This window comes from Neobacillus kokaensis (genome assembly GCF_014656545.1).
In the GTDB taxonomy this organism is placed as follows: domain Bacteria; phylum Bacillota; class Bacilli; order Bacillales; family Cytobacillaceae; genus Neobacillus; species Neobacillus kokaensis.
Window position 1 is genome coordinate 185,069 of sequence record NZ_BNDS01000009.1, and the last position, 13,359, is coordinate 198,427.

The window sequence follows — 13,359 nt, forward strand, 5'->3', positions numbered from 1 at the left end:
CATAATTTATTATACAATTTTGCAAAATTTATATGAAGAAATTCCTACAAACGAAGCAGACGAACCGTTCCTTCACATCATTAAAAAGGACTTTATCCTTATTTGTAGCTTGTATATAATAGTAAAGTATCAAATTTAAGGAGGACCATTGTGGTACAACAAGGAATCATTTCATTAGGAGAAGCATTTGTCGATTTTATCTCCATTGATCGTTCAAATACAAAATATAATCAATATTTAGGTGGAGCTACGATTAACCTTGCTGTTGGTGCGAGGAGACTTGGGGTCCCAGTCTATTATTTATGTAAATTAGGTACCGATAAACTCAGCGAATTTGCGGAACAGGAATTAAAGAAAGAAAAGGTTAGTCTGGAATATTCTGTTCAATCTACATCGAAAAAAATCTGCGGCGTGTATGTTCATTTGAATGAAGAGGGTGATCGTTATTTTCATTCTTATTTAAACCCCACAGCAGATGAGGTACTAACAGCGGACGAATTAAAACCGGAAGTATTCCAATATGCCAAAATGTTCTATTTTGCTTCGGGAACCCTTTTCCATGAAAAAGAAAAAGAGACCACTGAACGGGCATTAAACTATGCGAAGGACGCTAATCATATAGTAGCCTTTGACGCCAATATTCGACTAAAACGGTGGGAGAGTGAAGATCACTGTCGTCAAACTGTCCTTTCATTCATGAAAAAGGCCGATATTGTAAAACTTGCCGAAGATGAACTGCATTTTTTAACAGAAACAGATTCACTTGATACAGGACTAGAGAAATTAGCAAGAGAAAACATTCCCTATCTTTTCGTTACATTGGGAAGTGAAGGTGGATGCGCCGTAATGAATGGGAACAAAGTGTTTGTTCCAGCGTCTCCAGTAAAGGCCATCGATACGACAGGGGCAGGGGATGCATTTATGGCTGCTGTTTTATATTGTTTTCATGATTATGGATTGCCAGTTAATAAATCACAAATAGTAGAATACTTGGAATTTGCAAATCTTGTTGGAGCAGCAGTGACAACAGAAATTGGAGCATTGACATCTACTATTGATATAGAAGAACTTAAGGAACAGTTTCAAAAGAAACAAAAACAATAAAACAAATAAATCCCCAAATTGGGGATTTATTTGTAAATAATGTAACTGAAAACTTAATAATACGTACTTTCTGTATAACCACACTTTTGACATTTCCTCATTACTGATGTTTCTAAAAAAATATGTTTGCAGTGCTGTTGGATGGAATCAATTCTATTTTTCAATTGATGAATCTGTTCCTGGAGGAAAACAATTTCAGCTGTTAACTTCTTGATGTCATGAGCATTATTGTTAGCTATATATTTTTGAACCATCATGAACGAATTCCTCCGCTTTTTTCCTCATGCCTTCTTTAATGGACCATTCTTCACCAGAACCATCCTCATTTGCCATTCCACGAATATCATGTGAAATCCTCATAGAGCAAAACTTAGGCCCGCACATTGAACAGAAGTGGGCTGTTTTTGCCCCTTCCGCCGGCAGGGTTTCGTCATGGTAGTCCCGTGCCCGCTCTGGATCCAACGATAAATTAAATTGGTCCTCCCATCGGAATTCAAAACGCGCCTTGGATAAAGCGTTGTCCCTAATTTGTGCACCTGGATGACCCTTTGCTAAATCAGCAGCATGTGCAGCAATTTTATACGCAATAACGCCTTCACGGACATCGTCTTTGTTCGGCAAGCCGAGATGTTCTTTAGGTGTAACATAGCAAAGCATAGCTGTCCCGAACCAGCCGATCATAGCCGCGCCAATTGCCGAGGTAATATGATCATAGCCCGGAGCAATGTCAGTCGTTAACGGTCCTAATGTATAAAAAGGAGCTTCTTTACAAATATCCATTTGCTTGTCGACATTTTCCTTGATCATATGTATTGGAACATGTCCTGGACCTTCAATCATTACTTGAACATCATGCTTCCAAGCAATTTCCGTTAATTCCCCCAATGTTTCAAGCTCAGCAAACTGGGCTTCATCATTGGCATCGGCAATACTTCCCGGCCGTAAGCCATCACCAAGTGACACCGAGATATCGTATTGTTTTAGAATTTCACAAATTTCTTCAAAATGAGTATATAAGAAGTTTTCTTGATGATGTGCCAAACACCACTGCGCTAGAATCGAACCGCCGCGAGATACAATCCCGGTTGTGCGCTTAATCGTTAATGGGATATAACGCAGCAGAACACCTGCATGGATGGTAAAATAATCGACTCCTTGCTCTGCCTGTTCAATGAGCGTATCCCGGTATACTTCCCATGTTAAGTTTTCGGCAATGCCATTGACTTTTTCCAGTGCTTGATAAATCGGCACGGTCCCAACAGGAACAGGGGAGTTGCGAATGATCCATTCTCTAGTAGTATGAATATTTTTTCCGGTCGATAAGTCCATGATGGTATCCGCACCCCAGCGTGTCGCCCACGTCATTTTTTCAACTTCCTGCTCAATTGATGAGGTTACTGCAGAGTTACCAATATTCGCGTTAATTTTCACATGAAAGTTTCTTCCGATAATCATTGGTTCGTTTTCAGGATGATTGATGTTAGCAGGGATGATTGCTCGTCCCAAAGCCACCTCGCTGCGGACAAATTCAGGATCAAGATTTTCACGGATGGCGATGTATTCCATTTCGGGTGTGATGATTCCATTTTTCGCATAATGCATCTGCGTCACATTGCTCCCTTTTTTCGCACGCAAAGGCGTTTTGTTGGTATGTGGGAACCACTCTAAATTTGCACGTTGATCGCCGTCAGCAAAGCCGTTATCTCTAGGCTTAATTTCTCTTCCTAGATACGCCTCAACATCTTCTCGTTCGAGAATCCACTTTTTTCGTAATGGGGGTAGACCCATTCGTATGTTAACTTTGTAATCAGAATCCGTGTAAGGGCCGCTTGTATCATATACTCGAACTGGTGCGTTTTCTTCCTCGCCAAAGGATGTAACTGTCCGGTTTAATTGGATCTCTCTCATTGGAACCTGGATATCTGATCGTGATCCCTCGATATAAACTTTCTTGCTCCCAGTAAATTGTGACTTCAACTCAATACTCATTTCTTTTTGCTGCATTTGTGTTTTCCTCCTTTTAAAATTTGGTTTTGATCCGGAGGTGGCAGCATAGGGGGACATTAAAAAAAGGTCCTGTGTCTAAACACAGAACCTGATTGTTCGTCAAAAAAGTAGTGGCGCAAGAATTTGTTTACCGCCTATTATAACTACTTCCCTACGCTGGTATGATCCAGATCAGGTTCAAAGGGTCAAAGAATTATGCGTTCTTCTCTCAGTCCGAGCTATCAGACTCCCCTAGTAGAGCTGTTAAAATATTCATTTGTGAATTACTGCTATAAAGATAACATACTATTTACCAAAGAGGAAGTTATTTTTCAGAATAAAATGAAAATATTCTTTTTTACCTATGTCTTAATAACTAAATGGCTTAAAAAATCAAACTAAGCTTTCCTAAATTAATATATAACTTAAATGGATTTGAATTAGAGATTGTTTGAATTATACTATTAGTAAAATAAGGAATAAAAGGAAGTTTTAATAAAAGGGGAGAGAAAATGAGAATTGTTATTGCTGGTGGTTCGGGATTTATCGGGCAGAAATTGACTCAATTTCTAATAAATAAAGGACACGAAATAGTAATTTTAACAAGGAAGGATAAGCACCCTTCAGAAAAGATAACGTTTATTAAGTGGCTTGTGGAAGGAGCTTCTCCTGAACAGGAAATAAAATCTGCCGATGTTTTTATTAATCTAGCAGGTGTCTCGATTAACGATGGTAGATGGACACAAAAACACCAAAAGCAAATTTATGAGAGTCGGATGAAGGCAACGGATGAGTTGATTAGAATGATTAAAGCACTGTCCGAAAAACCGTCAGTCTTGATTAATGCTAGTGCAATCGGTATTTATCCGGCATCCGTTAAAAAAATATACACAGAAAAATCACTGGAAAAGGCAAATGATTTTCTTGGGAAAACGGTATCAGACTGGGAAAACAAAGCTGAACAGGTTAAATCACTATCCATTCGTACGGCTATGATGAGGTTTGGCGTAGTATTAGGAAATGAAGGAGGAGCGCTTCCTTTGATGGTACTTCCATATAAATTGTTTGCTGGCGGAACGGTTGGTTCAGGGGAACAATGGGTGTCGTGGGTCCATGTTACTGATGTTGTGCGTAGCATCGCATTCGCCATTGAAAATGATAAAATAAACGGACCTGTCAATGTCACAGCACCATCGCCTAGCCGAATGAAGGACTTTGGAAAAACCATTGGTTCTGTTTTACATCGTCCGCACTGGCTGCCTGTACCCGCATTTGCTATGAAACTGGCACTTGGGCAAAAAAGTGCGCTTGTACTTGAAGGACAGCACGTTATCCCAAAAGTTCTTTTGGATCAAGGTTTTGAGTTTAAGTTCCCATCACTTCATAAAGCCTTGGAGGATCTATTAACAAGTAAGTAATAACAGGGGAATCATCAGTAATTTTGGGAAAAATATTTAATAGACCTCGGATACTCTATTTAGAGGATGCAAGGAAAAAAGCATTTGTTAGCGCTTAATGTTTAACCTTTTGATGTAAAAGCCATTTTGATTTAAATGGTTAACAACGGCTTGAATAATGTCTGCTGAGTATCGTTTCGCAGGTGTCCAAACGGGGGAACACTCCGAGGAAATATTAAAGGAACTGGTTGGCTTCAACAAAGAAACCATACAAGTAATAGCGGATAAGGGAATTTTAGGAAATCAAGTAAAAGGTTGAGGAGATGATAGAATATGAATTTAAAAGATAAAGTAGCGGTAGTAACGGGAGGCGCTTCAGGTTTAGGTTTAGCAACTGTCACAAAGCTTGTTGAAAAGGGGGCCAAGGTGGTTATTTTTGATCTAAATGAATCTAAGGCAAAAGAGGCCGCGCTGCAATTAGGTGAGCAAGTACAATATGCACTTGTGAATGTTGCGGATGATGTATCAGTTCAAAAAGGCATTAATCAAGCAATTGAGAGCTATGGAGCGATTCATATTTGTGTAAACTGTGCGGGTGTTGGTACCCCTGGGAAAACAATTGGGAGGAAGGGTGTATTGCCGCTGGAAGACTTTAATAAAGTAATTGGAATTAACCTAATCGGAACATTTAATGTTTTAAGATTAGCAGCGAATGAAATGAAAAATAATGAACCTCTCACAAAATCTGGTGAAAGAGGAGTCATTATCAATACCGCTTCGGTTGCCGCATTTGACGGCCAAATGGGGCAGGCGGCATATGGTGCAAGTAAAGCCGGAGTGGCTGGTATGACGCTCCCTGTTTCCCGGGATTTATCAGAGTTCGGTATCCGCGTGAATACAATTGCACCAGGCTTATTTATGACCCCAATGGCAGATGCTTTATCTGAAAAGGTCATCAAGAAACTATCAGAAAGTGTTGAGTTTCCAAAGCGATTAGGACGTCCATCTGAATTTGCTGACCTGGCAGCATTTATTATGGAACATGAATATATAAACGGGGAAGTTATTCGTTTAGATGGCGGAATCAGGATGTCACCAAGATAATAGGAGGTGGATAATAAATGATAAAGCAAGCAAATGTAATTGGCGTTAACATGGTAATGTTCGAGAAGCCTGGCAGAAATGACCCTTATGACATTTTGGCATCAAAAGCGATTAAAAATGATCTCGAAGATGCAGGGATTACCTTAACCGATGTGAACCAACCCTATGCCGGTTATATTTATGGTGACCCGCGGGCTTAATCGATTTCAACCAATTCCTAAATGGTGATTTATCCCTCCCTTTAATTCATATGGCCGGTCAATTGATTTTTGCTTAGAAAATAGATCACAGGGTCTGCTGATTACAGTATGATCTTATTTTTCTTAGGATCAATCTATATTGGTAAACCAATAATGAAATCTTATAATCCAATTTACCATTTCCACATCAATTTTTTACATTAGGTTCATAAAGAATTAAAAATGCCTTGCTATTCTATTAATAGATTCATTATTAATAATAATCGATAAATCGATGGGGAGGCATTTTTTATGAGTTATGACGATTTACAAAAGGGCCTGGATAGAAGAAAGTTTATCAAAATAGGCGGAATGAGTACGCTTGCCCTTACACTTGGATCAGCTGGTATTCCTAGTGACTTGTTCACCGGAATAGTAAACGCCGAGGCACCTGAAAGCAATTCGCTCCAATTTAATCGGGATGGAAAGTTCAAAATCGTGCAGTTTAACGATACACAAGACGATGAGAACATTGATCGACGAACCGTTCAACTGATGGAAAAAGTGCTAGACTCAGAAAAACCAGACTTTGTTGTTCTTAACGGAGATAATATCTCTGGCGGATGTGACACGCCGACTGAAGTGAAACAAGCCATCAATAATGTCGCTCAGCCGATGGAGCAACGCGGGATTAAATGGGCAGTAACATTTGGAAATCACGATGAGGATTCCACGCCGAATAACGGTCTAAATGAAGAGGATATGCTCGAAATTTATAAGAGCTATAAATATAATATGAACGAACCTAGTATTAAGGGTATTACAGGAACTGGAAATATGAACATGCTGATTAAAAATTCAAAGGGTACTGATGCGGCTTTCAACCTTTGGCTGCTCGATAGTGGAAGATATGCACCGAAAACCATTGCCGGTCAAGATTTTGCTGGTTACCCAACATGGGATTGGCTCCGTTTTAATCAAGTAAACTGGTATTCTGAAACTTCTAAAAAATTGGAGAAGCAATGGGGGCATAAGGTTCCATCACTTGTTTTTATACATATTCCACTCTGGGAACATAGATTTATGTGGTTTGGAAGCGTTGATGGAAGAACAGATGACCATCATGCTAAAGCGCTTAAAAAACACAATATTGTGGGAGAACGAAACGAAAATGAATGTCCAGGCCCTGTCAATAGCGGAATGTTTTCGGCGATGCTGGAGAGAGGAGATGTAAAGGGAGTTTTTTGCGGACATGATCATATAAACACCTATGTGGGAAATTATTATGGAATTTTGCTTGGTTATGCTGGCAGCGCAGGTTTTGGTACATACGGTTTACCAGGTGCGGAAAAAAATCGTTTGCGTGGCGCGAGGGTGTTCAATTTAGATGAAAACACTAATGATGTACTTGTAGAAACCCATATGGTATTTGCCAAGGACTATGGAATTGATTTGACAGCCAATGACCAAAGCATTCCACCTGTACCATTAGATGAGAACAAAAAGAAAGAAGAGAAGGTAAAAAACTAGACTAGTTTAATAAAAATAATAGACAGGGTCAGAAAATTCCATTCTGACCCTGCTAGCATGTTAGTTTATTAATTGAACCTCGACCCATTTCCTCACACTATTAATAAACCAAATTCTTGTGCATGTTTGAAGGTCTATTAGGTTTAAGGTTTTTTCCTGAATTTCTCCATTTTTCAGTAACACTTCACGGAAAGTTCCCGCTAACAATCCACTGTTTATTGGAGGTGTCCAATACTCCCCGTCGATCTCCAGAACAACATTTCCATTCGTAAATTCCGTCAACTCACCGTCCTCATTCCAAAGGAGGACATCAAATACATCTGCTGGCTTTTTCCTTTGAAACTGCGAATAAACCTCTCGATTTGTCGTTTTATGATAGATGAATGGATTATTTTTTTCAAGCGGCTGCTCTGCTAAAATAACCTTTAATGGTCTCTCCATTTGGGAAATGGGGGATCCCTCCGCCATAATTTCTCCAGTCAGAGTAACTAAAACCCGAACTTTAAACATACCTGTGGAATGCTTCATAGCAAACTCCATTAAAGTCTTTTTAACTGCGTCCAGGTCACACTTAAAGCCAAAATAATGAGCAGAATCATTCAGACGGACGAGGTGCTCTTCCAATACAAAATACTCACCATTTTCCAATAACAAGCTTTCCAGCAGTTGAAATTCCGGTCTATCTTCTTCCAGTAATTTAGCTTTCGTCAAAATTTCTTCATATTCACCCTCAGATGTGGAATCCCAAGTAATGCCACCGCCAACTCCATAAGTTGCGCGGCCAGATTGTTGTTTAATTATCACCGTTCGAATCGGGACGTTAAAAACCGCTTCCCTCTCAGGAGTAATAAAGCCAATTGCACCGCAATAAGCCTCGCGTGGTGCAGACTCCAGGTCTGAAATAATGCTCATTGTACTAATCTTCGGAGCCCCGGTTATAGAACCGCATGGAAAAAGGGCCTTAAAGATATCTACCAACTTCGCGTTTTCAGAAATTTTTGCAGTAATAGTCGACGTCATTTGGTGAACAGTAGGGTATTGTTCAACTTCGAATAATTTAGGGACGGTAACCGTTCCTGGCTCTGCAATCATCCCTAAATCATTTCGCAGCAAATCAACAATCATTAAATTCTCGGCACGATTTTTCTCCGAATGATAAAGCCATTCAGCATTTTCTACATCTTCTGTAAATGATTTGCCTCTCGCTACTGTTCCTTTCATCGGTCTTGTGGTAATTTTCTCACCTTCCAGACGGAAAAATAGTTCCGGAGAGGCCGATAAAATACTATGATCACCCGTGTTGATATAGGCACAATAATTGGAAGACTGGGCTCGTTTTAATTTTTCAAAAAAAGCAATATCATCGCCTTGAAAGTGGGAATGTAAACGAATCGTATAATTGGTCTGATACGTATCTCCACTTTCGATCGCCTCTTTAATAAAGGCAATGGCCCGGTTGTATTCGCCCATTGGAATGGATGGTTTCCACTCAGTTAGCTTATACGTGCCTTTACTGCTGAGAGGCTGCTCCAAAGGTTCTGAAAAAATTCCAAACCATAGAAGCGGTATATCCGTACCATCCTTAACCCGAAAAGCTGGATCAAAGGCAGGAGCGCTTTCGTAGGATAAAAAGCCTGCAGCATAATAGCCCTGATCGATAGCTTCCTGAACAAGCTGAAAAGAGGGCAGCACTTCGTTAATTGTATGAGCCGTAATGACCTTTATTGGCTTTTGAAATGTAAACGGTCTTATTTTTCCGTTTGCCTCTGCAAATTCAAAAGATAAGAGTGGTTGTTGTTTTTGCATTTTATTGGTTTTCATCCTTTTTGAAAAAATTCTTAAGCATTTGTATGCCATGATTGGTCATGATGGACTCTGGATGGAACTGGACGCCTTCAACTTTGAATTGCTTATGACGAAGGGCCATAATTTCCCCGTCCTCACTTCTTGCACTAATTTCAAGGCAGGAGGGAAGAGAGGCTTCATCAGCAATCAACGAATGGTACCTTGTAACTTGTAATGGGGTTGGAATCCCTTGAAAGACGCCTTTTTGGTCATGGGTAATCATTGAAATTTTTCCATGCATCGGTTTCTGCGCCTTCATTACGGTACCCCCAAATACTTGGGCAATAATTTGCTGTCCCAGGCATACACCTAATATGGGGATTTCCTGATAAAACCTTTTGAGAATTTCTAGACAAAGTCCGGCTGTATCTGGATTCCCGGGTCCTGGGGAGATCAAAATATAACCCGGGTGTATTTCTTCAATATTCTTTATCGTCAATTGGTCGTTTCGCCGAACCAACACTTCTTCGCCAATCGTACGAATGTATTGGACTAGATTAAATGTAAAAGAGTCATAGTTGTCAATTACTAAAATCACTTTTATAACGGCTCCATTTCTATGCATAATTTTACGATTAAACCTCAATTTACAATAAAATTAAAACCGTTTCATGTCAATGACTAAATGGAGGTTAGAAAACTAGGGAGGAGAGTAATAAATGCATTTTTTAAAATCAATTTCAGAAAATGTTAAGCCTGCACAGCTGCAATTTCAAAAAAAGTCCAAAACAAAACGGCTGGTAATAGCCGCTTTGTTCGCTAGTATTGCCGAGGTTCTTCAATCCGCGGGAGGATTTTTGCCGGGAATAGGGTATTTCATCAGTCCTTTCTCAACAGCGCCGATTCTCTTCTGCTCGATGCTTTCAGTACCACTCGGGGGAGTAACCTATCTCCTTACGATTTTATTATTATTGATTCTGGTGCCAAGTGAACTCATCGTCTTTCCTTTTACTACTGGATTGTTAGGACTAGGAATCGGCGCCGGGTTTTATTTCTTTAAAAAAAGAATGACGGTCATAGGGTGTGGCACGATTTCCCTTGCAGCTGGAATATTAATTTTATTATATGGGATAAAATTTCCAGTTTTAGGACCTGCAGTTTCAAGTTCCTTTTCAGTTCTCGCCAGCGGCGGCATTTTGTTATTTTCCTTCATTTATGCATGGATTTGGGTAGAACTTGGATTATTTATTTTTAACAGGTTAAAAAGGTTTATAATTCGGTCGTAAATTACACTGCAATTGTCCCCCTAGAATAAGACTTTTCATCTGCATTTTCCGCTTATACAGCCTTATTCCAGGGAACGTAAACGCTCATTCTTCAAGGGCAGTGTCAATTAAAAAAATTTCATTGCTGCTTTCCAGTGCTTCTTTTAAAACAGCATCAAAATCAACGAGTGTTTGTGCTCTACGACCTTGGATGCCAAAGCTTTCCGCTAATTTCACATAGTCCGGATTCAAGAAGGCTGCCCCGTAACTTTCACCGAACTTTTTGTCCATTTGCTGGACTTCAAGTTTTAACATGGAATCATTTAATACAATGATAATGAAAGAAAGCCCGAGCCGCTTAGCTGTCTCGATTTCTGCCATATTCATCATGGCGCCGCCGTCACCGGTGATACAAATGACTGGAGCTTCAGGTGCTGCTAACTTAGCGCCAATTGCGCCTGGAATGGCGATTCCCATGGAGGCAAGACCATTTGAAATAATCAATCCGTTTGGCTTTTTCGGCTGATAGGTTCTCGCAATGGAAACCTTGTGAGCCCCGACATCGGAAATGACAATCGTATCGCCATTTGTATGCATTTCGATACTGTGCAGCATATTGTCAATTGTAAAAGTCATGTTTCCAGATTCGGAATTTAATTGATAGACAGTTTTTATTTCTTCCTTAAGGTTCCCCGAGGGTTCCCATGGTTTCTGCGGCAGTGATGTTTGGTTAAGCAGCTGCAATGTCTGCTTTATGTTTCCAACCAGTTCGACCTCTACTGGATAATATTCATTTGTTTCTGCCGGCAGTGAATCAATATGTAAAACTGGGATTTTCTTTTTATTCCAATCCTTCGGAAGTTTTTCAACAAAATCAAAGCCGATGACAATCAATAGGTCCGCTTCTTGAAGACCAGGAAGAACCAGGTCGTTCTCGTTAAACCCAAAGGTATAGAAGTTTTGAGGGTGGTCTTCAGGCAGCACCCCTTTTGCCATAAAACTGTGAATGGCAGGGGATTGAAGATTGTCAACCAGCATTCGAAGCTCTGGTGCAGCCTCTTGCCTGATCACCCCATTGCCAATGATAAAAAAAGGTTTCATATATTTTTCAATTACCCTTTTCGCCGAGTTAATAGATTCCATTGCCGGAACGGTGACCGACACCGGGCTTACTTTTAAAGGCTCATTTGGAATCATTTGTGCGGAAAAATTCTCCGGCAATACAATTGCAGTTGCACCTGGTTTCTCCATGTTTGCCGTCCGAAAGGCATTGCGAACAACGGCCGGTACGGTTGGTGATGCTTTAATTTGCGTACACCATTTTGTTACTGGTTCCAATAATTTTACCAAGTTCACATATTGATGCGATTCATTATGCTGCCGTTCAATTCCAGCTTGACCGACAAAGGCAACCACCGGGGAATGGTCCAGCTGGGCGCTGGCAATGCCTGTTAAAAGGTTAGACGCACCCGGCCCAAGCGTTGATAAGCATACGCCGGGCTTTTTCGCTATCCTACCGTATACATCAGCCATAAACGCAGCACCTTGTTCGTGTCTTACATTGATAAACTGAATTTGCCTTGATTTAGATAAAGAATCCGCAAGATCAAGCATCTCCGAGCCAATGATTCCAAAAATATAATCTACACCTTCATTCTCCAAACATTTCACTATTACATCAGTTACCTTCATATGTTCTCCTTTCAGGAATGGATACCATTTACAGTTAGTTTAAGCTATTGCTGTAGGTACCATTCTTTCTAAATGTAACTTGTTGTTCATCTTTTGTTCATATTCGGCTAGTATTATTTTAAGAGAAGATGGAATAAGCCTTATAGGACGAACATTGTAATGAAAGGGAAGATATTTGATGAAGAATTATAGTAATCTTTTATTAAAGTTATCAGCTATATTTGGTTTAATTGGAGCAGTTTTAGGAGGGCATATGGCCGGCTCCGGTTCTTATGCGGTCCGGCCAATTCACGCACATATTTTAGTGGTAGGGTGGCTGACCTTATTTTCTTGGGCTGTTTATTATAGGGTGTTTCAGCCGGCAAACCGCATTTTGGCGAGGCTTCATGTGTACTCAGCGGTTATCGGCTCTATCGGCTTAACAGGGGGTATGGCCTTATATAATTTCCGTCCGGGATTTCTTCCGCAAGCATTAGAAACAGCCCTATATATCTGCGGAGGAGCCATCTTACTTCTTAGTTTCTTATTCTTCTGTTTGCTCGCTTTTTTGCAGCGGCCATTAAGTAAATAATTTATAAAAATCGGTATTCTGAAGGGTGCCGGTTTTTTGTTATTTTTGCCTTTGATGCACCTTATTTGGCTTACGTGCCATATGATATTACAATGGACATTATATGAATAGGGAGGAATAGCAGTTGAATGTAATTGATTTGATTAAATCACGCCGTAATATAAAAATATTTAAACCCGATGCGGTTGATCCAAGTTTCATCCAACTTTGGCTTGAGGCTGCCGCTATGGCACCTAATCACAGGATGACAGAACCCTGGGAAATATACGTGATTGGACCGGAAACAAGAAAAAAGTTAAATCATAAAACGAATTTTGGGAATGCGCCAATGGTCATGGCAGTATTATCAAGGCATGGCGCAACAAAGGTTGAAACTGATGAAAACGCCACTGCCACCGCCTGCTTTATTCAGAACTTTAATATAGCCGCATGGTCGGAGGGAGTAGGGACATTTTGGTCTTCCATCGGCATCTCCGGAAACAACCGCGAGCTGCTGCAGATACCGGAAAATTATGATCTGCTCGGTGTAATTGCTGTAGGTTACCCCGAAGAAGTTCCGGAGGTTAAGCGACGTAAGCCGATGAACGAAAAAACTAAGTATTTGCCGTAATTTAACTTCTATGGGACAAATTTCTCTTTTGTAAGCAAAAAACTGTCTCATAGAAGGGGCCTATGGGATAGAACTGACCTTAAACTTACAAATCTGTCCCATAGAAGGGGCCTATGAGACAGAACTGACCTTAACA

The 13,359-nt window shown here is 40.2% G+C and carries 12 protein-coding genes and 1 riboswitch; of the genes, 8 read left to right on the forward strand and 4 right to left on the reverse strand.

Translation table 11 applies throughout. The features are described 5' to 3' along the window. Positions 1-150: 150 nt before the first annotated feature. Positions 151-1,104, forward strand: a complete 954-nt coding sequence (locus IE222_RS12655) for a carbohydrate kinase family protein (protein WP_191273309.1) — start codon at positions 151-153, stop codon at positions 1,102-1,104. Between the two features lie 231 nt (positions 1,105-1,335). Here the strand turns inward: IE222_RS12655 and thiC are convergent, their stop codons facing one another. Continuing rightward, the gene (gene thiC / locus IE222_RS12660; protein WP_191273311.1) at positions 1,336-3,108 is read right to left on the reverse strand and encodes a phosphomethylpyrimidine synthase ThiC; all 1,773 of its coding nucleotides are present in this window, start codon (positions 3,106-3,108) and stop codon (positions 1,336-1,338) included. Between the two features lie 134 nt (positions 3,109-3,242). Further along, positions 3,243-3,354, reverse strand: a riboswitch (TPP riboswitch). 248 nt (positions 3,355-3,602) lie between these two features. Here thiC and IE222_RS12665 point away from each other — a divergent pair. The 4 genes from IE222_RS12665 (at position 3,603) to IE222_RS12685 (ending at position 7,300) form a co-directional block, all read left to right on the forward strand. Beyond that, on the forward strand, positions 3,603-4,508 hold the full coding sequence (locus tag IE222_RS12665) for a TIGR01777 family oxidoreductase (RefSeq protein WP_191273313.1): 906 nt from the start codon (positions 3,603-3,605) through the stop codon (positions 4,506-4,508). Between the two features lie 312 nt (positions 4,509-4,820). Continuing rightward, positions 4,821-5,591: an SDR family NAD(P)-dependent oxidoreductase gene (locus IE222_RS12675; protein WP_191273317.1), complete on the forward strand. Its 771-nt coding sequence runs from the start codon at positions 4,821-4,823 to the stop codon at positions 5,589-5,591. Between the two features lie 17 nt (positions 5,592-5,608). Next, positions 5,609-5,791, forward strand: coding sequence for a hypothetical protein (locus IE222_RS12680; RefSeq protein ID WP_191273319.1), 183 nt, complete (start codon positions 5,609-5,611; stop codon positions 5,789-5,791). A 291-nt stretch (positions 5,792-6,082) separates the two neighbouring features. Next, positions 6,083-7,300 (forward strand): metallophosphoesterase family protein, encoded by a 1,218-nt coding sequence (locus IE222_RS12685; protein ID WP_191273320.1) that lies wholly within the window; start codon positions 6,083-6,085, stop codon positions 7,298-7,300. Positions 7,301-7,360: 60 nt separating this feature from the next. Here IE222_RS12685 and pabB read toward each other — a convergent pair whose 3' ends face one another. Then, positions 7,361-9,106: an aminodeoxychorismate synthase component I gene (pabB, locus tag IE222_RS12690; RefSeq protein WP_223282683.1), complete on the reverse strand. Its 1,746-nt coding sequence runs from the start codon at positions 9,104-9,106 to the stop codon at positions 7,361-7,363. A 1-nt stretch (position 9,107) separates the two neighbouring features. Next, the gene (locus IE222_RS12695; protein WP_191273351.1) at positions 9,108-9,683 is read right to left on the reverse strand and encodes an anthranilate synthase component II; all 576 of its coding nucleotides are present in this window, start codon (positions 9,681-9,683) and stop codon (positions 9,108-9,110) included. 121 nt (positions 9,684-9,804) lie between these two features. Here IE222_RS12695 and IE222_RS12700 point away from each other — a divergent pair, with 121 nt between their 5' ends. Further along, the gene (locus tag IE222_RS12700) at positions 9,805-10,371 is read left to right on the forward strand and encodes a hypothetical protein (protein ID WP_191273324.1); all 567 of its coding nucleotides are present in this window, start codon (positions 9,805-9,807) and stop codon (positions 10,369-10,371) included. Positions 10,372-10,455: 84 nt separating this feature from the next. Here IE222_RS12700 and IE222_RS12705 read toward each other — a convergent pair whose 3' ends face one another. Next, positions 10,456-12,042, reverse strand: coding sequence for an acetolactate synthase large subunit (locus IE222_RS12705; protein ID WP_191273326.1), 1,587 nt, complete (start codon positions 12,040-12,042; stop codon positions 10,456-10,458). A gap of 178 nt (positions 12,043-12,220) precedes the next feature. Here IE222_RS12705 and IE222_RS12710 point away from each other — a divergent pair, with 178 nt between their 5' ends. Together IE222_RS12710 and IE222_RS12715 are read left to right on the forward strand one after the other, a co-directional pair. Then, complete coding sequence (locus tag IE222_RS12710) at positions 12,221-12,613, forward strand: hypothetical protein (RefSeq protein WP_191273328.1); 393 nt, start codon at positions 12,221-12,223, stop codon at positions 12,611-12,613. Between the two features lie 124 nt (positions 12,614-12,737). Next, positions 12,738-13,223 carry a nitroreductase family protein gene (locus tag IE222_RS12715; RefSeq protein ID WP_191273330.1) on the forward strand — a complete coding sequence of 162 codons (486 nt, stop codon included), beginning with the start codon at positions 12,738-12,740 and terminating at the stop codon, positions 13,221-13,223. Positions 13,224-13,359: the final 136 nt, after the last annotated feature.